Genomic DNA, 24,315 nt, shown 5'->3' with positions numbered 1-24,315 from the left:
GGGTCAGCCGACGAGGTCGGCGCCCCACTCGAGCGTCCAGCTCTCGCCAGGGGCGAGACGTCGCAGGCTCCGGCCGGAGTTGAATGCGTCGGCCGGCGCCGTCATCGGCTCGATCGCGACGGCCAGGTCGTGCCCCGGGAAGCGGTCGGTCGTGAAGACCTGGACGTACTCGAATCCCTCGCCCGCCCACACCGTGAGGCGGCGCCCGTCCGGGGCGATCAGGTGCGCATGGATCCGTCCGTCGCGGCGGGGGAGTCCCGCGAAGGCGACATCGAGCGACAGGTCGCCGACGCGCCGGGGCGTGCGGAGGTCGTGCTCGTCGTCGAGCGGCTCCTCGGCGACCGGGATGCTCTGATCGTCCAGGCGGAACCAGGTCCGCGCCCCGACCTGCAGCGACAGGTCGGCGGTGTCGACGTCGGAGATCCGGAAGTACGGGTGCGTCCCGAGGGCGACCGGGGCGTCGCCGTCGCCGATGTTCGTGATCTCGTGGGTCACGCGGATGCCGCGCTCGCCGAGGCGATAGGTCACGCGAGTGGCGAGGTGGTACGGGTACCCCGTCTGCGGCACGACGTCGGCCCGCAGGGTGAGCGCGGCATCCGTCTGCTCCTCCACCCGGTACGACGCGAACCGCAGCAGCCCGTGCGACGCGTTGCCGAGCTTCGGCTCGGTGATCGCGAGCTGGCGGAGTTCGCCGTCGTCCTCCCAGCGGCCGTCGCGGATGCGGTTGGGCCAGGGGACCAGGACGATGCCGGATGCCGCGGGTGTCGGCGCGTCGTCGGGGTAGTCCGGGACGAGGTCGACGCTGCCGACGCGCAGCGCCCGGAGCGCGGCACCGACCTCGGTGATCTCGGCCGAGACGTCGGCGGCGTGGAGGGTGAAGCGGGTTCCGGTGGGGTCGGCGGCCATGCGGTCAGCGTATCGGCGCGGCGGGTTCCCAGGTGGGCCGGGTATCGTGGACCCGTCGGCGGAGGACACCGCGCTGTGCGCGGGCATCCTGTGTAGTCCTCGGGGCCGATCTCGACACCCGCTCCGTGGTGTCGGAACCAGTAACTGGAATGGCCCCCGGCCGACGGAAGTCCGGGTCTCACCGTGCGTGCGCGCACGGCGCTGTTTCGTGCGAGAACCCAGAAAGCACACGCATGCCCAAGAACAAGAAGCCGGCCGGCGGCCGCGCGCAGAACTTCGAGCCCCGCTACGGCAAGAAGACCTCCTACCAGGACGCCAAGCGCCGCCCCGGCCAGGCCTCCGCCGGAACCGCCGGCAGCAAGAGCCCCAAGCACCGCGGCTTCCGCGCCGCCGAGGAGTCGGCACCCGCGAAGGGCCGCTGGACCGAGCAGGACCGCGCCGGCCGGGCCGAGGCCCGCGGCATCCGCTCGCACGCCCGCGGCGACCGCGCCGCCGCTGGCGAGCGCCCCCGCTTCGACCGCGCCGGTGGCGCAGAGCGCCCGCGTTTCGATCGCGCCGGTGGCGAGCGCCCGCGTTTCGACCGCGAGCGCGGCAACGACCGCGGAGATTTCGATCGTTGGGGCCCCCGTGGGGCCGATTCGCGTCGGGATGGGCAGGATGTCCGCGGTTACGGCCGCCCCGAGCGCGACGATCGCGCGCGGTTCGGCCGGACCGAGCGCCCCCGCTTCGACCGCGCCGACCGTGGCAACGACCGCGGAGATTCCGACCCCCGCGCCCCTCGTGACGCCGGAAACGGCCGTGACGCACGCGAATTCCGCGGTACTGGCCGCCCCGAGCGCCCGCGCTTCGACCGCGCCGACCGCACCGCGCGCTCGTTCGACGACCGGCCCCGCCGCGACGACCGGCCCCGCCGCGACGAGCGCGCGAACCGGTCGGATTGGGCCCACGCGGCCGGAGGCTCCGCGCGGCGCGGCAGCGGCGCGTGGAGTGGCCGTGGGGAGAACGCCGCCGAGAAGTCGAAGGCGCACCAGGAGCACGTCGACGTCGTCCACGAGCGTCTCCAGGCCGAAGCGGTGGATGCCGCATCCGTCGAGCAGGCGTCGTTCGCCGACCTCGGGCTCGGCCAGAACATCGTGCGCACCCTCGAAGGTCTCGGCGCCACGAGCCCGTTCCCGATCCAGGCGGCCACCGTCCGTCCGATCCTCGAGGGCCGTGACGTCCTCGCCCGTGGCCGCACCGGCTCGGGCAAGACGATCGCCTTCGGTGCTCCGCTCGTCGAGCGTGTGCTGCGGGGCCAGGCCGGCAAGCGCCGCGCGTGGGGCCGTTCGCCGCAGGCGCTGATCCTCGCGCCGACGCGCGAGCTCGCGCTGCAGATCGACCGCACCGTGCAGGAGCTCGCGCAGAGCGTCGGCCTCTTCACGACGCAGGTCTACGGCGGCGTCCCCCAGGGCCGCCAGGTCGGCGCGCTGAAAAAGGGCGTCGACATCGTCATCGGCACCCCGGGCCGCATCGAGGACCTCGAGAAGCAGGGCAAGCTCGACCTGTCCGAGGTCGGGATCGTCGTCCTCGACGAGGCCGACCACATGAGCGAGCTGGGCTTTCTCGAGCCGATGCAGCGGATCCTCCGCCTCGTGCAGGACGACGCGCAGAAGCTGCTCTTCTCGGCCACGCTCGACCGCGAGGTCGCTGCTCTGGTCGACGAGTTCCTCGTGAACCCGGCCGTCTACGAGGTTGCGGGCGAGACGCAGGAGACCAGCACGATCGATCACCGCGTCCTCGTGATCGACCACCGCGACAAGGCCGAGATCCTCACCTCGCTCGTCGACCGCGACGGCAAGACGCTCGTCTTCACGCGGACCCGTGCGTACTCCGAGATGCTCGTCGAGCAGTTCGAGGATGCCGGGATCGCCGCCGTCGCCCTCCACGGCGACCTCAACCAGGCCAAGCGCACCCGCAACCTGCAGCGTCTGACCGACGGCAAGGTGAACGTGCTCGTCGCGACCGACGTCGCGGCGCGCGGCATCCACGTCGACGACATCGACCTGGTCGTCCAGGCTGACGCTCCCGACGAGTACAAGACGTACACGCACCGCTCGGGCCGCACCGGTCGCGCGGGCCGCGCGGGCACGGTCGTCACGCTGATCACGCGTCAGCGTCGTCGGCGCATGACCGAGATGCTCGAGCGCGCCGAGATCGATGCGCCTTTCGACGAGGCGCGCATCGGTGACGACGTGCTCGAGGAGATCACGGGTCGTCAGGCCGCGAACGTCGACGCCTGAGCGGTGTCACTAGGGTGGGCGGATGCCGCTCGTCATCCGCCCGCTCGGTGATCCCGACGTCGACGCGGTCGTGTCCCTGTGGCACGACGCCGGCCTGACCCGCCCCTGGAACGACCCGCACCGCGACATCGCGCGTGCCCGCGCCGTCTGGCCCGACCTCCTTCTGGTCGCGGCGGACGGCGACCGCGTCGTCGGCTCGGTCATGGCCGGGTACGACGGGCACCGCGGCTGGTTGTACTACCTCGCATCGGCTTCCGACCGGCGCGGCGAGGGGATCGGGCGGATGCTGGTGGCCGAGGCGGAGCGCCGGCTCGAGGTCCTGGGATGCCCGAAGGTCATGCTCATGGTCCGCGAGGGCAACGACGCGGTCGCGGAGTTCTACGACGGCATCGGCTACGCGCGCGACGCGACCTCCGTCCTCGGCAAACGCCTCATCCCCGACGACTGAGTCAGAACAGCATCGCTGCCGCCTGCTCGCGCGTCGCCGTCTTCATGACCGGACCCGTGGTCCGCACCGGGCCGAGCCCGCGCGGGGGAGTGTCCTCCTCTTCGAGCCTGCCGTGCAGTCCGTGCTTACGCAGCAGCGGACGCACCCGCGCGGACAGCCAGGAGCGGTATCCCTTCGGCGCCGAGACCGAGACGCCGGGGTAGAGACCGCGGTAGGCCGGCACGAGGTCCGGGCACTCGCGTTCCAGCCACTGCCAGAACCACTCCTTCGCGCCCGGCCGCAGGTGCAGGGCGCCGAAGACGACCCGACGCGCACCGGATGCCGCGATCCGCGCGATCGCGTCGTCGAGCACGTCGATCCCGTCGGTCAGGTGCGGCACGATCGGCATGAGGAACACGGTCACCGAGAAACCGGCATCCGTCGCGGCCTTCACGGTGTCGAGCCGTGCCTGGAACGACGGCGCGCCCGGCTCGAGGAGTTGACGCAACGGTTCGTGGGGGATCGCGATCGACATGGCGATGTGGATCGGGACGCGGGTCGCGGCATCCGTCAGCTGCGGCAGGTCGCGGCGCAGCAGCGTGCCCTTCGTGAGGATCGAGAACGGCGTGCCGCTCGAGGCGAGGGCGTCAATGATGCCCGGCATCAGCCGATAGCGGCCCTCGGCCCGCTGGTAGGGATCGGTGTTCGTGCCGAGGGCGACCGGTTCGTGCCGCCACGACGGCTTGGCGAGCTCCCGCGCGAGCACCTCCGCCACGTTCACCTTCACGACGATCTGCGAGTCGAAGTCGGCCCCGGCGTCGAGGTCGAGATACGTGTGCGTCTGCCGAGCAAAGCAGTAGACGCAACGATGTGAGCAGCCCCGATACGGGTTCACGGTCCACGAGAACGGCATCGCGGAACCGCTCGGCACGCGATTCAGCGCGGACTTCGCGACCACCTCGTGGAAAGTCATCCCGGCGAACTCCGGCGTCGTCACCGAGCGGACGAGACCGCCCATCGACTCGAGCCCGGGCAGGGCGGCCTCATCGACCGTCGAGATGTCCTGCCCCTCCCACCGCATCTCCTCAGTCGAACACATCTGCGAGGGAAGAGTCAATGCCGCGCCCGGTAGAGTAGAACATCGAGGACGCACTCTCCGGCCTGGGACAATGATCACGTGTCAGAGTCGAGGAGCGCCGCGAGGCGGCGGGTGCTCCGTCGGCGACGCCAGCGCCGCGCGGTCGTCCTGCTCGCCCTCGTCGCGACGCTCATCATCGCCCTCGTCGTCGTCCTCCCGCGCGCCCTCGCCCCCGACGACGCCGTCGCCGAACCGGCATCCACCCCCGCTCCGCCCTCGTCCGTGCCGACGAGCACACCGACGCCGACGCCGGAGACCCCCGAGGCCGAGCCGGCCTTGTGCGAGACGGATGCCGTGACCGCGGCGCTCGAAAACGGCTCCGACCGCGACGTGATCGCCGCGTTCGGCGGCGCCGAACCGTTCCGCGCGGCGATCGCCGACGGCGCGGCCCCCTGCGTCGACCTGCACGAGGCGGGGCGCCTCTGGGTGGTCGCGAACAAGCGGCATCCCCTCGATCCGATCGACTACTGGCCCACACCGCAGGCGCGTCCGCAGGACACCCGGATCGTGGCGGGCGGGTGGCTGCTCGACGAGACGGCGGCGGCGCTCGACGAGCTCTCGGCCGACGTGCGAGCCGCGGCGGGCACCATCGGGGTGAGCAGCGGGTTCCGCCCCTACGACTTCCAGGTCGACACGTACAACCGCTACGTCTCGATGCGCGGCAAGGCCGCCGCCGACCTCCGGAGCGCACGCCCCGGCCACAGCGAGCACCAGACCGGACTCGCCGTGGACGTCGTGGCATGCGACTCCGGATGCGGCGACCATGACGGCTTCGGCGGCACCCCGCAGTCGGACTGGATCGCCGAGAACGCCTGGCGGTACGGCTTCATCGTCCGTTACGAGGAGGGACGCACCGCGACGACGGGCTACTCCGCCGAGCCGTGGCACCTGCGGTTCATCGGCCGTGAGTTGGCCGCCGCCTACGCCGACGGCGGCTTCCACACCCTCGAGGAGTTCTTCGGACTCGAGCCCGCCCCCGAATACGGCTGAGGCTCGTCGCGGAACTCAGTCGCGCTCACCCTGGCATCCGATCCCACGGCGCGCGTACAGTGGAGGGTGGCGACGCCGCCCACGAGCGCAGCGTCGCGCCGACACGAAGGGGGTCCGCACATGGAGCGGAACATCTACGACGAGGACCACGAAGCGTTCCGCGACGTCGTCAAGGAGTTCATCAAGCGCTACGTCACCAACGAGAAGCGCGAACAGTGGGATGCCGCCGGCGAGATCGACCGGGCGACGATGCGCGCGGCCGGCGAGGCCGGTGTGATCGGGCTCAGCGTGCCGGAGGAGTTCGGCGGCGCGGGGATGCTGCAGGACTACCGCTTCCGCACGATCGTCAATGAAGAGGTCATCCGGGCCGGTGCGGGATCGCTCGCCGGCGCCTTCGGCATCCAGGACGACCTGGCCGTGCCCTACCTCGTGCACATGGGCACGCAGGAGCAGAAGGAGACCTGGCTCCCCCGCATGGCGACCGGTGAGATCATCGGTGCGCTCGCGATGACCGAGCCCGGTGCGGGATCGGACCTGCGCGGCATCTCGACGACCGCGAAGAAGACCGACGGCGGCTACATCGTCAACGGCGCGAAGACCTTCATCTCGTCGGGCGCCACCGCCGACATCTTCGTCGTGTTCGTGAAGACGGGCGAGGGCAACCGGCCCGACGCCTTCTCGCTGCTGCTGCTCGAGGCCGACATGGCGGGCTTCGACCACGGCAAGAAGCTGCACAAGATGGGCTTCCACGGCCACGACACGGCCGAGCTCAGCTTCACCGACGTCTTCGTCCCCGACGCGAACCTCATCGGCGGCGAAGAGGGCAAGGGCTTCATCCAGCTCATGATGAACCTGCCGCTCGAGCGCCTGTCGATCGGTGTCGCGGGCGCCGCGGCCGCGCAGGCGGGCGTCGAGTGGACGGTCGCGTACACGAAGGACCGCGAAGCCTTCGGTCAGCGGATCATCGACTTCCAGAACACCCGCTTCACCCTCGCCGACCTCGTCACGACCGTCGACGCGCTGTGGGCCTACGTCGACCGCGCGATCACCCTGTACGGCGAGAACAAGCTGTCCGCCGAGGATGCCGCTCAGGTCAAGTTCTGGGCCACCGAGCGCGAGTGGGAGGTGCTCGACGCCTGCGTCCAGCTGCACGGCGGCTACGGCTACATCATGGAGTACCCGATCGCGCGCGCCTTCCTCGACGCCCGCGTCCACCGCATCTACGGCGGCACGAACGAGATCATGCGCGACATCGTCTCGCGCCGGATCGCCGGCAAGCGCTGACCCGAGGACCTCGGCGGCGCGGGGGGACGAACCCGAATGCTGACGTTAGCCGCGTCTTAGGCGCGGTTAAGGACGGCGGGGTGGGATCGGCGCATGCCCATTCGACACCTCCGCCTCGCTCTTTCGCTCGCTCTCGTCTCGGCGGGTGCCGTCGTTCTCGCCGGGTGCGTCGCCCCCACCACCGACGAGAGGGAGGGGAAACGGATGCCGCACGTCTCTCGACCTCGACGGCCAGCTTCTGGGACTCCTCCACCGTCCACTCGATCTCGGTCGACGTGGACGACGACGCGCTCGCCGAGCTGCTCGAGACGTACGAGAGCACCGGGGACAAGGAATGGATCGAGGCCGCCGTCACGATCGACGGCGAGGTCTATGAGGGTGCGGGGCTGAAGCTGAAGGGCAATTCGTCGTTGAAGAGCGTCACGAGCGACGACGACCCGAGCGGCATCCCGTGGATCATCCGGCTCGACAAGTTCGTCGACGGCCAGAACCACGAGGGCATCACCGAGTTCGTCGTCCGGGGGAACAGTTCCGAGACCGCCTTGAACGAAGCCGTCGCGCTCGACCTGCTCGACCTGGCCGGCCTCGCCAGCGAACAGGCCGCCGCCACACGGTTCACGATCGCGGGGTCGACCGCGCTGCGCCTGGTCGTCGAGAACCCGGGCGACAGCTGGAACGACTCCACTCTCGGCGCGACAGCGCTGTACAAGGCCGAGTCGGGCGGGGACTACTCCTACCGCGGCGATGACCCGGAGTCGTACATGGACGTCTTCGATCAGGAGGCGGGCGACGACGACCTCACCCCGCTGATCTCCTTCCTGGAGTTCATCAACGACTCCGACGACGAGACGTTCAGCGCCGAACTGTCGCAGCACCTCGACGTCACGGAGTTCGCGACCTACCTCGCGTTCCAGGATGTCGTCGACAACTTCGACGACATCGACGGGCCGGGGAACAACTCCTACCTCGCCTACGACGCCGACACCGCCCTGATGACCGTCGTCAACTGGGATCTCAATCTCGCCTTCGGCGCGTCGCCGGGCGGTGTCGGAGCGGGCGGTGCCGGCGGGGTCGGGATGGCGATGCCCGACCGCGGCGACGCGGTAGCACCCGACCGCGGTGATGTGGGAGCGCCCGAGGGCGACGCCCTTGCGGATCGGCCCACCCTGCCGGGTGACGACGCGGGCGCGCAGATGGGCGGCGGCGGGGGTCGCGGCGGCTCGAACACCCTGGCCTCGCGTTTTCTCGCCGACGAGGACTTCCACGCGCTCTACGAGAGCGAGCTCGAGGAGCTGAAGGATCTCTTCTACGGCTCGGGCGCCGCGGAGGACATCCTCCAGACCTGGTCGGATGCGCTCGTGGCCGGTGCCGGCGACCTGGTCGAGGCCGACGTCATCGCCGCGGATGCCGCGGACCTGACGGCATCCTTCGAACGGCTCGCGGACTGACCTCGGCGGCGTGAGGCGGGCCTACTTGGCGACGAGGGTCGTCTCGAAGCTGTCGCCGCGGGCGCTGCGCGCGCCGATCTTCTGCTTCGCGACCCGGATGGTGACGCCCCGCGCGCGCAGGATCTCGTAGAGCCCGTGCTCCTCGAGCTGCTCACGGGTGATGTCAGCGAACTCCGACGGCAGGTAGTTCTCGAACACCGCGACGGGGACGCCGTCGGTGCTGCGCTGCCGGCGCACGAAGACGACGTCGTCGCCCCGGCCGGATCGGGACCTCGCCGTGCGACCCGCGGCTCAGGCCTCCGACGCGACGGGATGCGGCTGCTCGCGCATGCCCCACGGCGAGCCGTAGCCCTCGGGTTTCGGTGCCGCGAGCAGGTCGAGGAACGGCTTCGCGTCGAACGCCTCCGGGCCGAGGACGCCCCTGCCCGACCAGGTGCCGCGGGCGAGCAGCTCGAGCGCGATGACGGGGTTGATCGCGGTCTGCCAGACGACGGCCTGCGAGTTGTCCTCGCGCATCGTCTCCTCGTTGTCAGCCACGTGGTACAGGTACGTCGAGCGGGGCTTCCCGTCCTTGCCGGTGCCCGTCACCCAGACGCCCGCGCAGGTCTTGCCGCTCATCTTGTCGCCGATCGTCGCGGGGTCGGGCAGGGCCGCCGCGACGACGTCGCGAGGCGAGACCTGCACACCCTTCACCGACAGCGGCTCGGTCTTGTCGAGGCCGAGCTTGTTGAGTACCCGCAGCACCTCGATGAACTCGTCGCCGAGCCCGTACTTGAACGTGACGCGCTTGGCCTTCGTCCACCGCGGCATGAGGAGCACCTCCTCGTGCTCGACGTTGACGCACTCGACCGGACCGATGCCCTCGGGGAAGTCGAACACCTCCGGCTCGCTGAACGGCTCGGTGACGTACCAGCCCTTCCCCTCCTCGTAGATCACGGGCGGGTTCAGGCACTCCTCGATCGTCGTCCAGATCGAGAACGACGGCGCGAAGTCGTACCCGGCGACGACCAGGTTCGCCCCGTCGCGCACGCCCAGCTCGTCGATCTCGTCGAACAGCTCGTCCTCCGCGTACCGGGCGAAGACGTCCGACAGGCCCGGCTCGACGCCGATCCCGACGAGCGCCAGGCGCCCGGCTTCCTTCCACTCCTGCTCCTTGGCGAACTGCGCGTCGCCGAGCTTCACGCCCACTTCCTCATAGGGGCGTTCCGGATGCCGCTGCGACAGGCTCATCGCCATGTCGAGGTACGTCGCCCCGGCCGCGAAGGCGCCGTCGAAGATCGGCATGACGAACCGCGGGTCGACGGCGTTCAGCACATGGGTGGCGGAGTGCTCGCGCAGCAGGGATGCCACGGACTCGGCGCTCGAGGCATCCACCTGCGCGGCGGCGAACCGCTCATCGCCGAGTTCCGCCACGAGCGCTTCGGGGCGGGCCGGGTCGTAGTCGGCGATGACGACGGCCTCGAAGAAGTCGCGGCGGCGGAGGATGCGGGCGGCGGCACTGCCGACACCGCCGGCGCCGATGATGAGGATGCGCATGCGGGGTCCTTCCGGGCGGTCAGATGCCGCCGTCGATGGAGCGGCGGAGGGTGCTCGTGTCGTCGGGGACGAGCACGGGGGTCTCGCGGTTGAGGCTCTCGCCGCGGAAGAACCGCTTCGAGCGCGGGAAGAGGAACCACACGAGCATGAGGATCACGCCGATGCCGAGCGCCCCGATGCCGACGACGAACGTCGAACCGACGCCGAGCAGCGTGCCCGAGTAGCCGTAGTCGGGGTTCAGCATGTCGATCGCCGACTGGATGAAGGCGTAGGTCAGCATGAGCGCGCCGAGGAGGGGGAACACGCCCTTGAACCAGGTGTCGCGCGCGGAGCGGAACAGGTCCTTGCGGAAGTACCAGACGCAGGCGTACCCGGTGATGGCGTAGTAGAACGCGATCGCGAGTCCGAGCGAGAGGATCGTGTCCTGCAGGATCGCGTCGCTGATCGAGGTCATGACGACGTAGTAGACGCTCGCGACGACACCCATGACGAGGGTCGAGAACGACGGCGTCTTGTAGCGGGGGTGGACGTCCTTGAACTTCGCCGGGAGGGCGCGGTACACGCCCATCGCGAGCGTGCCGCGCGCCGTCGGGAGAATCGTCGTCTGCGTCGACGAGACCGCCGAGATGAGGACGGCGACCACGAGCAGCCAGCCCCACGGGCCGAGCAGCCCGTCCTTGATCGCGAGGAAGAAGTCGTCGGCGTTGTCGACGTTGCCGAGGCCCGTGCCGTCCTCGCCGATGCCCGCGTACATCATCGCCGCGATCGTGACAGTGACGTAGGTGACCAGCAGCAGGACGCAGGTGAGGAGTGCGGCGAGCCCGGGGATGCGCTTCGGGTCCTTCGTCTCCTCGTTCAGGGCGAGGCAGGTGTCCCAGCCCCAGTAGATGAACAGCGCGAGCAGGATCGCCTCGACGAACCCGCCCCACTCCCCGAAGGCGAACGGGTTCAGCCACTGCCAGTCGAACGCCGTCGGGTTCGGGGCCGAGCCCGAGAAGAACTGCGTGAGCGCCGCGATCACGAAGACGATGAGGGCGAGGTACTGGATGCCGAGCAGCACGTTCTGGAGGCGCTCGCCGATCTCGACGCCGCGCCACGACACGTACGTCATCGCGGCGATGAAGGCGACCGCGACGAGGACGATCCGCCAGTCGTTCGGCTCCTCGAATTCCTGGCCGAGGAGGGCCCAGAAGTAGATCGAGGCGACCTGCGCGAGGTTCGCCAGCACGATCATACCCGCGATCGCGACGCCCCAGCCGCCCATCCAGCCCACCCATGGGCCGAACGCCTTCGTCCCCCACGTGAACGTCGTGCCGCAGTCGGGCACGTCGTTGTTGAGCTCGCGGTAGGCGAAGGCGATGAGCAGCATCGGGATGAAGGCGATCACGAACGCGATCGGCGCCTGCCCCCCGACGGCGAGGACGACGTAGCCGAGCGTCGCGACGAGCGAGTACACCGGCGCGGTCGAGGCGAGGCCGATGACGGTCGAGCCCCACAGGCCCAGGGTGCCGCGCGCGAGGCCCTTGCCGTCCGGACGGGTCAGATGCACAGGCGTCGTGGTCACGCCGACCTCCTCAGGGAAAGCGATCCGCCCTCCCGCGGTCGGGTAACCGGGCGGCGCCGTCGCCGTCCTGAGCGGGAAGTGGCCTCACCCTAGCACCGGCGTTCCACGCCGCACGAGACCCGGTGTCAGGCCGAGCGCGGCGCCGCGCGCCGAGCCAGACGGGCGACACCGGCGGCCGCCAGCCGGTCGGCGATGACGATCCCGCCCCACGTGGCGACGAGGCAGCTCACCGTGCACAGCACGAAGAAGACGACCAGCACCGGGAACGCCATGGCCCACAGGTCGAACGACTGCGCCGCGAGGATCGGGTAGGCGACACCCGCGACGACGGCGCCGGCGTAGTGCAGCCACCGCGACCAGCGGCGGTAGATCGTCACGAGGAAGGGCAGCTCCGGGAAGAAGGCCCAGAACAGCGTCGTCGCGATCGCGCCGGCGGTGTAGAACGGCGTGAGCACGAGCCCCGACACCAGCCCCACGAGCAGACCCGCGAACGGCCGGCGGATGAGGCGGAGCGCGATGACCGCCGGCATCATCCACAGCCCGGCGATCGCGACCGAGGCGAACGGCACGGTCGCGAACAGCGCCGTCGAAAGCCACCAGGCGAACGCCAGCATCACCCCGCCCGCAACCCCGATCGCCGCACATGTCATCAGGTACGCGGTCGACACCTTGCCCATGTCAGCGCCCCACCTTCTCCTTCGCCGGCGTCCTGCGCCAGTAGCCGATGAAACTGATCGCGGACTTGTCGACCCCCAGCGCGACGAGGTGGCGCCGCGCGGACGTCGGCAGGTTCTGCTCGCCCACGATGAAGTGATGTGCGCCGGATGCCGCCGGCCGCCGCACGAGCTCTGCGAGGGCGACCGTGCCGGGTGCCGCGTCGGCGTCGCGCACGAGCCAGGACACCTCGACGCCCGCCGGTGCGTCCAGGGGGAGGACGTCGTCGGCGGTCGGGGCCTCGAGGATCGCGACGCCCGTCGCGGTCGAGGGCAGCGACGCGAGGACCCCTGCGACGGCGGGCACGCCGGTCTCGTCGGCCACGAGCACCACCTGGTCGACCCCGCGCTCGGGGTCGAACCCGAGCCCTTCCTCGAGGATGACGACGCTCTCGCCGGGCTGCGCCCGCTCCGCCCAGCCCGAGGCGGGGCCCGCGTCGTCGCCGTGCCCGTGCAGCACGAAGTCGACGTCGATCTCGGCACCGGCATCCGCCGTCGCGGCCCGGTATGCGCGCACGGTGTAGTTGCGCATGACGGGCCGCTCCCCCTCAGGGATCCGGAGGTAACGCAGGTAGCCGAGGAGGGTGTTCGCCTTCGCGGGGATGCGCTCGAGGCCCGCCTCGCCGCCGATGGGCAGGAAGAGGCGGAACCACTGGTCGAAGCCGCGCGCGGTGAACCGGTCGACGTCGCCGCCACCGAGCGTGACGCGCATCCAGTGGGGCGCGAGCCGCTCGGTGCGCAGCACGCGCAGGTGCAGCAATTCCTGGTGTGCGGGCTTCACGAGAGCACTGGCGCGGGCCATCGGCATCCTTCCATCGCGGGGTCACATGCCCAGGGGAACAGCACGGTGAGGATCGCGGCGGACGCGACCCAGAAGACGAGCACGAACACCGTGTCGCGCGCCCGCCACGGCAGCAGGTACCGCTCGGTGCGGTCGCGGTGGGCGCCGAACGCGCGGGCGTCCATCGCGAGCGCCACCCGCTCGGCGTGCCGGATCGCGCCGGCCAGCAGCGGCACGACGTAACCCGCCCAGCGGGCGATCGCGGCGAACGGCCCGCGCCCGCCGTGCGCGCCGCGCACCCGGTGCGCCTGCCGGATCACCTCGAGCTCGTACCCGAACCGCGGCACGAACCGGATCGCCGCGAGCGCGGCGTACCCGATGCGGTACGGCACCCGCAGCTGCTGCACGGTCGCGCGGACGAGGTCGGGGCCCGTGGTCGTGAGCCCCGCGATGAGCCCGAGCGCGAGGATCGCCGCGAGGCGCGCCCCCGTCGCGAGCCCGACCTCGACGGCGCCCGAGTAGAGGGTCCAGGATCCGACCGAGAGGATCGGCGCGGTGCCGTCGACGAGATCCCGGTCGACCCACAGTCCCAGCGACAGACCGATCACGGACGCTCCGATCGGGATGCCGAGAAGCAGCAGCGCCGCGACCCGCGCCGATACGCGGGTGCCGGTGAGGATCACGAGGTACGCGATCGCGAGGAAGACGAGCGGGGTGACCAGATCGCGCGAGAAGACGAGGGCCACCATCGCCGGCAGGGGCGCGGCGAGCTTGGCGAGCGGGCCGATGCGGCCGAGCACGCCCCGGGCGGGGGCGCCGGTGTAGGGATCGGCGACGGCGGTCACGACGCGCCTCCGCCCAGGGCGCGCAGCGACGTCACGCCGGCGAGTCCGGGATGCCGCGTCACGCCCCGCAGCGCCTCGTGCAGCGCCGGGCGGCGCAGACCGCTCTCGCGCAGGAGCGTCTCGTCGGCGAACACGTCGGCGGTGGCGGCATCCGCTCGGATCCGGCCGTCGTGGACGACGACCGTGCGATGTGCGTACTCGGCGACCAGCTGCATGTCGTGCGTGACGACGACGATCGTCGTGCCCGCCTCGTTGAGGTCGCGCAGCAGCCGCAGCAGCTCGTCGGCGCGGGCGCGGTCCTGTCCGAACGTCGGCTCGTCGAGGGCGAGGATCGGGGCTCCCGCGATGAGCGCCGTCCCGACCGAGAGGCGCCGCTTCTGGCCGCCCGACAGCAGGAACGGGTGCACGTCGGCCTTGCCCTCGAGGCCGAAGCGCTCGAGCATCGCGGTGGTGCGCGCGTGGATCTCGGCCTCGCCGAGTCCGCGTCCGCGCAGGCCGTGAGCGAGCTCGTCGAAGACGGTGTGCGCGATGAACTGGTGCTCGGGGTTCTGGAAGACGAAGCCGATCCGGCGCGACAACTCGCGCAGGCCGGTGCGCGACGCGTCGACCCCGTCGACCCGCACCGTGCCGCGCGGCGGCGGGATGACCCCCGCCATCGCCTGCACGAGCGTGGTCTTGCCCGCGCCGTTCGCTCCCACGACGGCGACGAACTCGCCCGCCCGCACCGTCAGATCGACGCCGTGCAGCACGGTGCGCCGCCCGCGCCGGAGGGTGAGCCCGCGCACCTCGACCGCGGTGCGCTCGTTACTCCGGACGGATGCTGCCGTCGGCATGTCATCGGACACCGACGGACCCATCGATCCGGAGAACGGTCCGCCGCGAGCGCGACCGGGCGCCTCCGCCGCCTCGAGCGCCTCCGTCAGCTCCGCAGGGGTCAGCGGCGTGCGGGGGAGGTCCCACCCGGCTCGCCGCAGGGCGAGGGCGGCCATCGTCGAGACCGGCAGCCAGACGCCGATCGCCTCGAGCTCCTCGGCGCGCCCGCGCAGCACGGCGTCGACGGTGCCGTCGGCGACCGTGCGGCCCTCCGCATCGAGCACGACGACGCGGTCGGTGAGGCCGACGGCGGCGTCGAGGTTGTGCTCGACCAGCAGGATCGAGCGACCCTCGGCGGCGACCGCGCGCAGCGCGTCGTAGACGTCCTCGATGCCGGCCGGGTCGAGGTTCGCGGTGGGTTCGTCGAGGACCAGCAGCTCCGACCCCATCGCCAGCGCGCATGCGATCGCCAGGCGCTGCTTGCCGCCGCCCGACAGCCGGTCCGGGTTCTCGCCCCGGCGCTCCCACAGGCCGACCTGGCGCAGTGCGTGTTCGGTGCGCGCGAGGACGTCGGCCACCGGCATCCGTAGGTTCTCGGGGCCGAAGGCGACGTCGTCGAAGACCGTGCCCGTGATCAGCTGCGCGTCCGGGTCCTGGAACACCATGCCGACGTGCGCCGCGAGCTGTGCGACGGGCGTCGTGGCCGCGGCGCGCCCCCGCACGGTGACCTCGCCGGTGAGGGTCGCCGGCACCGCCTGCGGGATCAGGCCGTTGGTCGCGAGGGCGAGGGTGGACTTGCCCGAACCGCTGGGTCCCAGCAGCAGGACGACCTCGCCGGGGGCGATGTCGAACGTGACGGATGCCGGGATCGCGGCATCCGCTCCCTCGTGGGTGATCGCGACTCCACGCACGCGCAGGAGCGGCGTGGGCGGCCGGTCGTCGCGGGGCGCCTGCGCCGTGGTGGGGTCGGAGGCGGCAGGGCTCACGGACGGTCCAAACGAGGGGGGCGGGTCGGCCTTAGCTTAGCCTGCCCTAACTCCTCGCGCCACGCCCGCGCGGCGCAGGCTCTCGCCCACGCCGAGGCCGGCCGCCGTCCACACGACCGGACCGGCGAGCGCGATGACGAGGTAGGCGATCTGCGCCCACGCCGGGAGCTTTCCGAGGTTCGCCGCGAAGAACACGACGACGGCGACGAGGACCCCGATGACGAGAGCGGCGGCGAAGAAGCGCCACGCGCCCCACGAGCGGTACCGCGTGAGGGCGGCGACGCCCTCCTGGATCGCGCCGAACAGCAGCGCCGTGCCGAGGAACCGCCAGATCCACGACGGGTTGACGGCGCTCGCGACGAGCGCGGCGAGCACGTGCGTCGTCAGGGCGACGAGCGGCAGACGGAACACCTGCTGCGCGATGATCCCGGGCAGCACGTGCGACCCGAGTACGAGACCGTAGGCCCAGGGGGCTGCGGCGAGCACGAGCGGGGTGATGGCTCCGGCCACGCCGCCCAGCAGACCCGTCGCGACTCCGAGCGCGGCGCACACCAGCAGCACGCGCGTCGAGAGGAGTGTGCGGGTCACGGATTCAAGGCTATCCGCGCCCGAGAGGGCCCCGGCCGTGCAAAATCAGGCGCGACGACGCCGCTTCGTCAGTCGGACGGTGGGCAGCGGCGGGGCCGGGATGCGCTCGTCGCCGTGGGTGACGACGTGCCCGAAGCGGGGGGTGTCCGCCTCCCACTCCTCACGCGCGGCGACGATCTCCTCGTGGCTGCGCCCGACGAAGTTCCACCACATGACGATGTCGCTCTCGAACGGCTCGCCGCCGAGCAGGAACACCGTGACGTCGGTGGGCGCGCCGATCTCGATCCGCTCGCGCCCGACGCCGAGGTAGAGCAGGTCGTTGTCGCCGAGGGCGACGGGCTCGTCGGCGGAGTGCACGAGCGGCGCACCGTCGACCCCGACGATCGCGTGCTCCCACGCGGGGTTCAGCGGGATCCGGATGCGAGCACCGGCCGGGATGAAGACCTCCGCGCCGAGGATGGGCGTGTACATGGTGGCGGGGGAGCGGATGCCGGCGAGCTCGCCGACCACGACGACGGCCGCCGCGCCCTCGCCGAGTTCGACGATCGGCAGATCGGTGTGCCGCTCGAAGTCCGGCCCGCCGTGCCGGCGCGACTCGGGCAGGGCCACCCAGAGCTGGAGCGCGTCGGTGACGGACGGCTCGTCGCCCATCGAGTACTCGGAGTGCGCGATGCCGGCGCCGCTCGTCATGATGTTCAGCTGTCCGCGCTTGATGACGACGTCGGAGCCGATCGTGTCGCGGTGCCGCGTCTCGCCCGCGAAGGGCCACGTCACCGTCTGCAGCCCGATGTGCGGGTGCGGTTCGACCCGCATCGTCGTGACCTGCGGCCCGAACCGGTCGAGGAAGCACCAGGCGCCCACCATCGGCAGCTCGCGCTGCGGCAGCGCGCGGTGCACCTGCATGCCCCGCACCCCGCCGAGGGGCACCTCGCGCGAGGTCAGCAGGACGGAACGCGGGCCGTCGCAGGATGCCGGGGCGTCGACGGTCTCGGTGGGATCGGCGTCGAGGCGGGTCATCCGGTCACTCCGCGTCGGGTGAGACGACGGTGAGGCCGGGAACGTCGTTGCTCTCGAGGTACCCCGCGACGAACGGGCACGTCGGGACGACCTCGGCGTCGCGTCGCGCGAGGTCGGCGAGCGCCTCGGAGACGAGGATCTTGCCGAGACCCTGGCCCTTGTAGGCGGGGTCGACCTTGGTGTGGGGCATGACCGTGCGACCGGCGTCGTCGGTCGTGATGAGCGTGTACCCGGCGACCGCGCCGTCGACGTGGATCTCGTAGCGGTTCTTCTCGTCGTTGCGCGTGACCGTCGGTGCGGCGTCGTGTGCCACGGGGACCCCCTCTGTCGTGTGGGTCAACCGTATGCGGCCCGTGCGCCTTCCCGCCAGGACCCCGCGCCTCCGTCCGTGCCGTTCGTCGCGCCGGTCGCGCCGCTCGTCGCAGCGGCACCCGTCCGAGCGGGGAGGCGCGGCATCCCTCTTCTTACCCTGTCGTGTACGCAAAGACGCGCCCTGAAGGAGTCGCCCATGTCTGCACCGTCGCGCCGTGGCAAGGCCGCCACGCTCGAACCCGATCCCTCCCTTCCCCCCGTCGCCCTCACCGAGGAGCAGAAGACCAAGGACGGCCGCTGGACGCCGCTGAAGATCGTCGTCTGGGCGCTCATCGCCCTGGCCGGCGGTCTCGGCTGGACGATGCTCGCAATCGTCCGCGGTGAGACCGTCAACGCGATCTGGTTCGTGTTCGCGGCCGTCGCCACCTACCTCATCGGCTACCGCTTCTACTCGAAGGTCATCGAGAAGCACCTGCTGCGGCCCGACGACCGTCGCGCCACGCCCGCCGAGGTCAAGCAGGACGGCAAGGACTACGTCCCGACCGACCGCCGCGTCCTCTACGGTCACCACTTCGCCGCCATCGCCGGCGCGGGCCCGCTCGTCGGTCCCGTCCTCGCGGCGCAGATGGGCTTCCTCCCCGGCACGATCTGGATCATCGTGGGTGTCGTCCTCGCCGGCGCCGTGCAGGACTACACCGTCCTCTTCTTCTCGATGCGCCGCGGCGGTCGCACCATCGGCCAGATGGCCCGTCAGGAGCTCGGCCGCATCGGCGGCACCGCCGCGATCATCGCGTCGCTGCTGATCATGCTGATCATCGTCGCGATCCTCGCCCTCGTCGTCGTCAACGCACTCGGCGAGAGCCCGTGGGGTGTCTTCTCCGTCTCGATGACCATCCCGATCGCCCTGTTCATGGGGCTGTACCTGCGGTACCTCCGCCCCGGCAAGGTCACCGAGGTCTCGATCATCGGCTTCGTCCTCCTGATCGCCGCGATCGTCGCCGGTGGCTGGGTCGCCGAGACCGCGTGGGGTCAGGAGTTCCTGCACCTCGACCGCACCGTGATCGCCTGGGGCATCATCATCTACGGCTTCATCGCCGCGGTCCTCCCGGTCTGGCTGCTGCTCGCCCCGCGCGACTACCTGTCGACCTTCATGAAGATCGGCGTCATCGTGATGCTCGCCGGCGCCATCGTGCTCGTGCGCCCCGAGATCACCGTGCCGGCGGTCACCGACTTCGCTCTCGAGGGCACCGGGCCGGTGTTCGCCGGACCCCTCTTCCCCTTCCTCTTCGTGACGATCGCGTGCGGTGCTCTCTCGGGCTTCCACGCGCTCATCTCGTCGGGGACGACGCCGAAGCTCGTCGAGAAGGAGCGCCAGACGCGCTTCATCGGCTACGGCGGCATGATCATGGAGTCCTTCGTCGCGATCATGGCCCTCGTCGCCGCGATCTCGATCGACCAGGGCATCTACTACGCGATGAACGCGTCGGCCGCGGCGACGCAGGGCACCGTGGAGGGTGCGGTCGCGTTCGTGAACTCGCTCGGCATCACCGGGGTGAACCTCACCCCCGAGATGCTCACGAGCACGGCGGCCGCGGTGGGCGAGGAGTCGATCGTCTCGCGCACCGGCGGTGCGCCGACCCTCGCGCTCGGCCTCGCGCACATCATGCAGCAGGCCCTCGGCGGCCCCGCGATGATGGCGTTCTGGTACCACTTCGCGATCATGTTCGAGGCTCTGTTCATCCTCACGGCGGTGGATGCCGGTACCCGCGTCGCGCGCTTCATGCTGCAGGACTCGATCGGCCACTGGGTCCCCAAGTTCCGCGACGTCTCGTGGCGTCCGGGCGTGTGGATCACGACGGCGATCATGGTCGCCGGCTGGGGAGCGATCCTCATCCTCGGCGTCACCGACCCGCTCGGCGGCATCAACACGTTCTTCCCGCTGTTCGGCATCGCCAACCAGCTGCTCGCCGCGATCGCGCTCGCCGTGGTCCTCGCGATCATCGCCAAGCGCGGCCCGTCGTTCGTGAAGTGGCTGTGGATCGTCGCCCTGCCGCTCGCGTTCGCCGCGGTCGTGACGATCACCGCGTCGGCGTACAAGATCTTCTCGCCGAACCCGGCGATCGGATACTGGTCGAACCACTTCCGCTACCGCGACGCGCTCGCCGCCGGCGACACGACCCTCGGCACCCCCGAGGTCATGGGCGCCGTCATCCGCAACACCTTCGTGCAGGGCACCCTGTCGATCGTGTTCGTGACCCTCGCGATCATCGTGATCATCGCCGCGGTGGCGGTCACGATCACCGCGATCCGCCGCGGCGGCGGCGAGAACCACGAGGACGAGCCGGTGCCCTCACGCCGCTTCGCCCCGGCCGGCTTCATCGCCACTCCCTCCGAGCGCGAGCTCGACAAGCAGTGGGAGCCGATCCTCGCCGACGAGCGCGCGGCGAACCGGCACTGAGAGGGCCCCGGAAATGAGTACTCGGACGGATGCCGCGGTCTCGCCGATGCGAGCGATGCTCGACCTCGTCGTGCGGGCGGGCCGCGGCATCCGCTGGTACATGACCACCCTCATGGGCGACACGGCCTACGCGACCTACGTCGCGCACCATCGGCGCGTGCACCCCGGGGAGGAACCGATGACCGAGCGGCAGTTCTGGCGCCAGAAGATGGACGACCAGGACCGCAACCCGGGCGCCCGCTGCTGCTGACGCCCGCGATCTAGGCTCGTCGCATGACCGATGCCGTCGTCCTCGCCGCCCTGCTCGGCGTGGTCGGCGGCATCGTGCTGTCGGCCGTACTGCTGCTCGCGCGACGCTACGCGCGCGGCGCGGGCGGGCTCGGCAGCGAGGCGGAGGAGGCCACCTACCGCGCACTGCACCAGGCGAGCCTCGCCGCCCCCTACCTGCGCGGCGGGCTCGACACCCCCGATGTCGCCCGCGCCGCGAAGCACCTGCGGGCGGTACTCGGCAGCCGCGCCGTCGTGCTCGTCGTCGGCGACGTGATCGTCGCGCGCGACGGTCAGACCGAGGGATTGGATGCCGCGGCCCGCCGCATCGCGGCGCAGGTGACCGAGACGGGCAAGCGCCGCATCTTCCCCCGCGCCGACGGCGGCGACGGGCTTGAGGCGGTCGGCGCGCCGATCCGCGTGGACGGGCGGGTCGCGGGCGTGCTCGTCGCCTTTGCCGCGCCCGTCCGGGCGGCGCTCGTGCGCGCGGCGGGGGAGGTGGCGGACTGGTGCGCGGCGCAGGCCACGCTCGGTGAGCTCGACGCGTCGCGGGCGGCGCTCGCCGAGGCCGAGCTGCGCTCGCTCCGCGCGCAGATCTCGCCGCACTTCATCTACAACGCGCTGACCGCGATCGCCTCGTTCATCTCCACCGACCCGCCGCGCGCCCGCGAACTGGTGCTCGAGTTCGCCGACTTCACGCGGTACTCGTTCCGGCGCCAGGGGGAGTTCACGACGCTCGCCGAGGAGCTGCGCAGCATCCACTCTTACCTCGAACTCGAGCACGCGCGCTTCGGCGGACGGCTGTCGGTGATGCTGCGGATCTCGCCCGAGACGCTCGCCACTGTCATCCCGTTCCTGTCGGTGCAGCCCCTCGTCGAGAACGCCGTCCGGCACGGGCTCGAGCCGGGGGAGGGCGGCGGCACGATCCTGATCGCGTCGGAGGATGCCGCGACCCACACCGAGATCACCGTCGAGGACGACGGGGCGGGCATGGATCCCGACGAGCTGCACGCGCTGCTCACGAGCGCCGCCGACGGCCGCAACGTGGGACTGCGCAACGTCGACACGCGGCTGCGCCAGCTGTACGGCGCCGAGGGCGGACTCGTCGTCGAGACGGCCCCCGGCGCCGGTACCCTCGTGCGCATGCGGATCCCGAAGTCGCAGCCGCACCACCTCACCCGGGAAGAGGCATGAGCGCCGTGATCGACGTCCTCGTCGCCGACGACGAGAAGCCGGCGCTCGACGAGCTGGCCTTCCTGCTGCGCGCCGACGACCGGATCGGCGAGGTGCTGACGGCGTCGTCGGGCGCCGGGGCGCTGCGACTGCTCACCGAGCGGCCGGTCGCCGCCGCGTTCCTCGACATCCACATGCCCGGGCTCTCGGGACTCGAGCTCGCGACGGCCCTCCGCGGGCTCGCGTCCCCGCCGGCGGTCGTGTTCGTCACCGCCGACGACGCGCACGCCGTCGACGCGTTCGAACTGCAGGCGCTCGACTACCTGCTCAAGCCCGTCCGGGTCGAGCGGCTGCGTCGCGCCGTCGACCGCATCACCGAGAGCGATCGCCCCGCCGAGAGCGACGAGGTGCTGCCCGTGACCGTCGGCTCGGCGGTGCGGTTCGTGCACCGCCGCGACGTCCGCTGGGTGCGGGCCGAGGGCGACTACACGCGCCTCCACACCGACGCCGCCTCCGGGCACCTCGTCCGCATCCCGATCTCCGAGCTCGAGACGAGGTGGGCGGATGCCGGTTTCGTCCGCATCCATCGCTCGTTCCTCGTGCGGGCGGCATCCGTCACCGAGGTCCGGCTCGCGGGGGCCGAACCGACGGTCTGGGTCGACGGGACCGCGCTGCCGGTGAGCCGGCGGCTGCTGCCCGCCGTCCGCGAGGCGCTCGTCGGGCGGGCGGGGTCGTGACCCGCGAGCGGGTGCGCGTCACCGCGGGATCGGGGCGGCCCGGAGCGCCCACCCGCGGCATCGCACTGCCGGGCGCGCCCGTCGACGACGCCGAGGCGGCGTACGCACGCGCCCTGCGGCGCTCGCAGCTGCGGCTCGCGCTCGGGACGCTGCTCGGGTTCGTGACGGTGACCGTCGCGCTGCTGCTGGCCATCACCCTCATCCCCGAACTGGACGAGATCGTCGTGCTGGGGGTGCCGCTGTCGTGGCTGCTGCACGCCTTCGGGTTCTATCCCGTGATCGCGGGGTTCGCGGTGCTCTACCTGCGCGGGGCGAACCGCAACGAGCGCCGCTGGCGCGCGCTCCGCGACGAGGGCGCATGAACGCGGTGCTCGACCTGCTCGCCGTCGCGGCCGTCGTGGGCGCGACCGTCCTGATCGGGGCCTACGGGCTGCGGGTCTCGCGCACGACGAGCGACTTCTTCGTGGCATCCCGCACCGTCCGCCCCGTGTGGAACGCGTCGGCGATCAGCGGCGAGTACCTCTCGGCGGGGACGTTCCTCGGGCTCTCGGGCCTCGTGCTGCTGAGCGGGGCGGAGGGTTTCTGGTTCCCGATCGGGTACGCGGCGGGGTACCTGCTGGTGCTGCTGTTCGTGGCGGCCCCGCTGCGGCGGAGCGGCGCGTACACGATCCCCGACTTCATCGAGGCGCGGCTGGACTCGCGCCTCGCACGGCGGGTGACGAGCGCCGCCTGCCTGCTCATCGGGTGGCTGTACATCGTGCCGCAGCTGCACGGGGCGGGGATCACGCTGCAGGTCGTCGCCGACATCCCGCCGTGGGTCGGCGCCGTGCTCGTCGCGGTGCTCGTCGCCGCCGCGGCGGCGGCCGGGGGGATGCGAGCGATCACCTACGTGCAGGCGTTCCAGTACTGGTTGAAGCTGACCGCGCTGCTCGTGCCGGCCGTGCTCATCACCTTCGCCGTGAACGGCGGGGCGCGCGAGATCGAGCCCCTCGTGGTCTTCCCCGCCGAGGCGGGACCCGCGGGCATCGACGCGTACGCGGCCGGGTCGCTGCTGCTCGCGCTCCTGCTCGGCACGATGGGCCTGCCGCACGTGCTGGTGCGGTTCTACACGAGCCCGACCGGCGGGTCGGCGCGGCGGACGACCGTGCTCGTCATCGTCATGGTCAGCGTCTTCTACGCCGTCTCGAGTGTCATCGGGCTGCTCGCGCGGGTGGTCGCGCCCGAGCTCGCGCAGCCGGGTGTGGCCGACACGGTCGCGCTCGTGCTGCCCGCGCGGGTGTTCCCCGGCATCGTGGGGGAGCTGCTGACGGCGCTCGTCGTCGCCGGCGCGTTCGCCGCGTTCCTCGCGACCTCCGCCGGGCTCACCGTCTCGCTCGCGGGGGTCATCAGCCAGGACGTGTTCTCGGGCTCGGTTCGCTCGTTCCGTCTGTCGGCCGTCGTGGTCGCCGTCGTGCCGCTCGCGATCGCCCTGCTCACGGCGCCGGCCGGGCTGGTCGCCTCGGTCGGAGTCGTGTTCGTGTTCGCGGCATCCGCTCTGTCTCCCGTGCTGCTGCTGTCGATCTGGTGGTCGCGGTTGACGGCGCGCGGCGCCGTGGCGGGCATGGTGACCGGCGGCGTCGCGTGCGCCGTCGCGTTCGCCGTGCACGCGGCGGTGGGAGGCGTGGGGCTCGCAGCGCCGCTGCTCGCGCAACCGGCGGCCTGGACCATCCCGCTCGCGACGGCCGTCACCGTCGTCGTCTCGCTCACCGACCGCGCCGGCGCGCCCGTGCGGGCGGGCGCCTACCTCGCCCGGCTGCACACCCCCGGCCGCGGCTGAGCGGGCCGCGGGCCGTTCTCCGGAGATTCTGCGGGGTCAGGGCTGCCGACGCGCTGGATGCCCCATTCTCTCCGGAGAACGGCTCGCCGCGGTTTCCGTCTCCGCGTCCGCCCCGGCCCCGCAGATCCGCCGGAACCGGGGTCGTGCGGGCTGACGCCGCCCCTGCGGGCTGCTCACGGAACAACCATGCGATCGCTCCGACCGGCCACGTCCCGGTTGGGGGAGAGCAGAATGTGC

General features: G+C 71.6%; 22 protein-coding genes and 1 pseudogene. 11 read left to right on the top strand and 12 right to left on the bottom strand.

The annotated features are described in order from the left end of the window. Positions 1-3: 3 nt before the first annotated feature. Positions 4-906 (bottom strand): aldose 1-epimerase family protein, encoded by a 903-nt coding sequence (locus tag Q9S36_RS19255; RefSeq protein WP_311286527.1) that lies wholly within the window; start codon positions 904-906, stop codon positions 4-6. Positions 907-1,139: 233 nt separating this feature from the next. Here Q9S36_RS19255 and Q9S36_RS19250 point away from each other — a divergent pair, with 233 nt between their 5' ends. Both Q9S36_RS19250 and Q9S36_RS19245 read left to right on the top strand, forming a co-directional pair. Next, positions 1,140-3,185, top strand: coding sequence for a DEAD/DEAH box helicase (locus tag Q9S36_RS19250; RefSeq protein ID WP_311286526.1), 2,046 nt, complete (start codon positions 1,140-1,142; stop codon positions 3,183-3,185). 22 nt (positions 3,186-3,207) lie between these two features. Then, entirely contained in the window at positions 3,208-3,633 is a 426-nt protein-coding gene (locus tag Q9S36_RS19245) for a GNAT family acetyltransferase (RefSeq protein ID WP_311286525.1), read from the top strand. 1 nt (position 3,634) lies between these two features. Here Q9S36_RS19245 and Q9S36_RS19240 read toward each other — a convergent pair whose 3' ends face one another. Further along, on the bottom strand, positions 3,635-4,693 hold the full coding sequence (locus Q9S36_RS19240) for an Rv2578c family radical SAM protein (RefSeq protein WP_311286524.1): 1,059 nt from the start codon (positions 4,691-4,693) through the stop codon (positions 3,635-3,637). Positions 4,694-4,789: 96 nt separating this feature from the next. Here Q9S36_RS19240 and Q9S36_RS19235 point away from each other — a divergent pair, with 96 nt between their 5' ends. The 3 genes from Q9S36_RS19235 to Q9S36_RS19225 all read left to right on the top strand — a co-directional run bounded on the left by Q9S36_RS19235 (position 4,790) and on the right by Q9S36_RS19225 (position 8,472). Then, on the top strand, positions 4,790-5,740 hold the full coding sequence (locus Q9S36_RS19235; protein WP_311286523.1) for a M15 family metallopeptidase: 951 nt from the start codon (positions 4,790-4,792) through the stop codon (positions 5,738-5,740). 120 nt (positions 5,741-5,860) lie between these two features. After that, positions 5,861-7,024, top strand: coding sequence for an acyl-CoA dehydrogenase family protein (locus Q9S36_RS19230; RefSeq protein WP_217529244.1), 1,164 nt, complete (start codon positions 5,861-5,863; stop codon positions 7,022-7,024). A 164-nt stretch (positions 7,025-7,188) separates the two neighbouring features. Beyond that, the gene (locus Q9S36_RS19225; RefSeq protein ID WP_311286522.1) at positions 7,189-8,472 is read left to right on the top strand and encodes a CotH kinase family protein; all 1,284 of its coding nucleotides are present in this window, start codon (positions 7,189-7,191) and stop codon (positions 8,470-8,472) included. 21 nt (positions 8,473-8,493) lie between these two features. Here Q9S36_RS19225 and Q9S36_RS19220 read toward each other — a convergent pair. The 10 genes and pseudogenes from Q9S36_RS19220 to Q9S36_RS19175 all read right to left on the bottom strand — a co-directional run. After that, positions 8,494-8,724: pseudogene (locus Q9S36_RS19220) on the bottom strand (UTRA domain-containing protein); the annotation flags it as partial. Between the two features lie 39 nt (positions 8,725-8,763). Beyond that, on the bottom strand, positions 8,764-10,008 hold the full coding sequence (locus Q9S36_RS19215) for a saccharopine dehydrogenase C-terminal domain-containing protein (protein WP_311286521.1): 1,245 nt from the start codon (positions 10,006-10,008) through the stop codon (positions 8,764-8,766). 19 nt (positions 10,009-10,027) lie between these two features. Beyond that, on the bottom strand, positions 10,028-11,572 hold the full coding sequence (locus tag Q9S36_RS19210; protein ID WP_311286520.1) for an APC family permease: 1,545 nt from the start codon (positions 11,570-11,572) through the stop codon (positions 10,028-10,030). A gap of 125 nt (positions 11,573-11,697) precedes the next feature. Beyond that, the gene (locus tag Q9S36_RS19205; protein WP_311286518.1) at positions 11,698-12,249 is read right to left on the bottom strand and encodes an ECF transporter S component; all 552 of its coding nucleotides are present in this window, start codon (positions 12,247-12,249) and stop codon (positions 11,698-11,700) included. A gap of 1 nt (position 12,250) precedes the next feature. Next, positions 12,251-13,087, bottom strand: coding sequence for a siderophore-interacting protein (locus tag Q9S36_RS19200; RefSeq protein WP_311286517.1), 837 nt, complete (start codon positions 13,085-13,087; stop codon positions 12,251-12,253). Beyond that, positions 13,063-13,911: an energy-coupling factor transporter transmembrane component T gene (locus tag Q9S36_RS19195; protein ID WP_311286516.1), complete on the bottom strand. Its 849-nt coding sequence runs from the start codon at positions 13,909-13,911 to the stop codon at positions 13,063-13,065. The genes Q9S36_RS19200 and Q9S36_RS19195 overlap by 25 nt, the downstream gene beginning before the upstream one ends. Then, positions 13,908-15,710 (bottom strand): ABC transporter ATP-binding protein, encoded by a 1,803-nt coding sequence (locus Q9S36_RS19190; RefSeq protein WP_311286515.1) that lies wholly within the window; start codon positions 15,708-15,710, stop codon positions 13,908-13,910. Before Q9S36_RS19190 ends, Q9S36_RS19195 begins: the two co-directional genes overlap by 4 nt. 36 nt (positions 15,711-15,746) lie before the next feature. Continuing rightward, on the bottom strand, positions 15,747-16,298 hold the full coding sequence (locus tag Q9S36_RS19185; protein WP_311286514.1) for an ECF transporter S component: 552 nt from the start codon (positions 16,296-16,298) through the stop codon (positions 15,747-15,749). 45 nt (positions 16,299-16,343) lie between these two features. Beyond that, on the bottom strand, positions 16,344-17,315 hold the full coding sequence (locus Q9S36_RS19180) for a pirin family protein (protein ID WP_311286513.1): 972 nt from the start codon (positions 17,313-17,315) through the stop codon (positions 16,344-16,346). 4 nt (positions 17,316-17,319) lie between these two features. Next, the gene (locus Q9S36_RS19175; protein WP_217529952.1) at positions 17,320-17,628 is read right to left on the bottom strand and encodes a GNAT family N-acetyltransferase; all 309 of its coding nucleotides are present in this window, start codon (positions 17,626-17,628) and stop codon (positions 17,320-17,322) included. 195 nt (positions 17,629-17,823) lie between these two features. On the opposite strand from Q9S36_RS19175, the gene Q9S36_RS19170 reads away from it, so the two are divergent. The 6 genes from Q9S36_RS19170 to Q9S36_RS19145 are packed head-to-tail and all read left to right on the top strand — an operon-like array spanning position 17,824 to position 24,078. Then, on the top strand, positions 17,824-20,085 hold the full coding sequence (locus Q9S36_RS19170) for a carbon starvation CstA family protein (RefSeq protein WP_064003541.1): 2,262 nt from the start codon (positions 17,824-17,826) through the stop codon (positions 20,083-20,085). A gap of 13 nt (positions 20,086-20,098) precedes the next feature. Next, positions 20,099-20,335: a YbdD/YjiX family protein gene (locus Q9S36_RS19165; RefSeq protein ID WP_311286512.1), complete on the top strand. Its 237-nt coding sequence runs from the start codon at positions 20,099-20,101 to the stop codon at positions 20,333-20,335. Between the two features lie 23 nt (positions 20,336-20,358). Further along, a complete protein-coding gene (locus tag Q9S36_RS19160) occupies positions 20,359-21,546 on the top strand; it encodes a histidine kinase (protein ID WP_311286511.1) in 1,188 nt (395 codons plus the stop codon). Then, positions 21,543-22,262, top strand: a complete 720-nt coding sequence (locus tag Q9S36_RS19155) for a LytTR family DNA-binding domain-containing protein (RefSeq protein WP_311286510.1) — start codon at positions 21,543-21,545, stop codon at positions 22,260-22,262. The genes Q9S36_RS19160 and Q9S36_RS19155 overlap by 4 nt, the downstream gene beginning before the upstream one ends. Then, the gene (locus Q9S36_RS19150; RefSeq protein ID WP_064003543.1) at positions 22,259-22,624 is read left to right on the top strand and encodes a hypothetical protein; all 366 of its coding nucleotides are present in this window, start codon (positions 22,259-22,261) and stop codon (positions 22,622-22,624) included. The genes Q9S36_RS19155 and Q9S36_RS19150 overlap by 4 nt, the downstream gene beginning before the upstream one ends. Further along, complete coding sequence (locus Q9S36_RS19145) at positions 22,621-24,078, top strand: cation acetate symporter (protein ID WP_311286509.1); 1,458 nt, start codon at positions 22,621-22,623, stop codon at positions 24,076-24,078. The genes Q9S36_RS19150 and Q9S36_RS19145 overlap by 4 nt, the downstream gene beginning before the upstream one ends. Positions 24,079-24,315: the final 237 nt, after the last annotated feature.

The organism is Microbacterium sp. ARD31 (genome assembly GCF_031844425.1).
Note: the sequence above shows the minus strand (reverse complement) of the source record. Positions and strands in the feature narration are given on the sequence as shown.

Coding starts and splice junctions, on each gene's coding strand:
- Q9S36_RS19255 (WP_311286527.1), bottom strand. CDS start 906: ATGGCCGCCGACCCCACCGGAACCCGCTTCACCCTCCACGCCGCCGAC.
- Q9S36_RS19250 (WP_311286526.1), top strand. CDS start 1,140: ATGCCCAAGAACAAGAAGCCGGCCGGCGGCCGCGCGCAGAACTTCGAG.
- Q9S36_RS19245 (WP_311286525.1), top strand. CDS start 3,208: ATGCCGCTCGTCATCCGCCCGCTCGGTGATCCCGACGTCGACGCGGTC.
- Q9S36_RS19240 (WP_311286524.1), bottom strand. CDS start 4,693: ATGCGGTGGGAGGGGCAGGACATCTCGACGGTCGATGAGGCCGCCCTG.
- Q9S36_RS19230 (WP_217529244.1), top strand. CDS start 5,861: ATGGAGCGGAACATCTACGACGAGGACCACGAAGCGTTCCGCGACGTC.
- Q9S36_RS19215 (WP_311286521.1), bottom strand. CDS start 10,008: ATGCGCATCCTCATCATCGGCGCCGGCGGTGTCGGCAGTGCCGCCGCC.
- Q9S36_RS19205 (WP_311286518.1), bottom strand. CDS start 12,249: ATGGGCAAGGTGTCGACCGCGTACCTGATGACATGTGCGGCGATCGGG.
- Q9S36_RS19200 (WP_311286517.1), bottom strand. CDS start 13,087: ATGGCCCGCGCCAGTGCTCTCGTGAAGCCCGCACACCAGGAATTGCTG.
- Q9S36_RS19180 (WP_311286513.1), bottom strand. CDS start 17,315: ATGACCCGCCTCGACGCCGATCCCACCGAGACCGTCGACGCCCCGGCA.
- Q9S36_RS19170 (WP_064003541.1), top strand. CDS start 17,824: ATGTCTGCACCGTCGCGCCGTGGCAAGGCCGCCACGCTCGAACCCGAT.
- Q9S36_RS19165 (WP_311286512.1), top strand. CDS start 20,099: ATGAGTACTCGGACGGATGCCGCGGTCTCGCCGATGCGAGCGATGCTC.
- Q9S36_RS19160 (WP_311286511.1), top strand. CDS start 20,359: ATGACCGATGCCGTCGTCCTCGCCGCCCTGCTCGGCGTGGTCGGCGGC.
- Q9S36_RS19155 (WP_311286510.1), top strand. CDS start 21,543: ATGAGCGCCGTGATCGACGTCCTCGTCGCCGACGACGAGAAGCCGGCG.
- Q9S36_RS19145 (WP_311286509.1), top strand. CDS start 22,621: ATGAACGCGGTGCTCGACCTGCTCGCCGTCGCGGCCGTCGTGGGCGCG.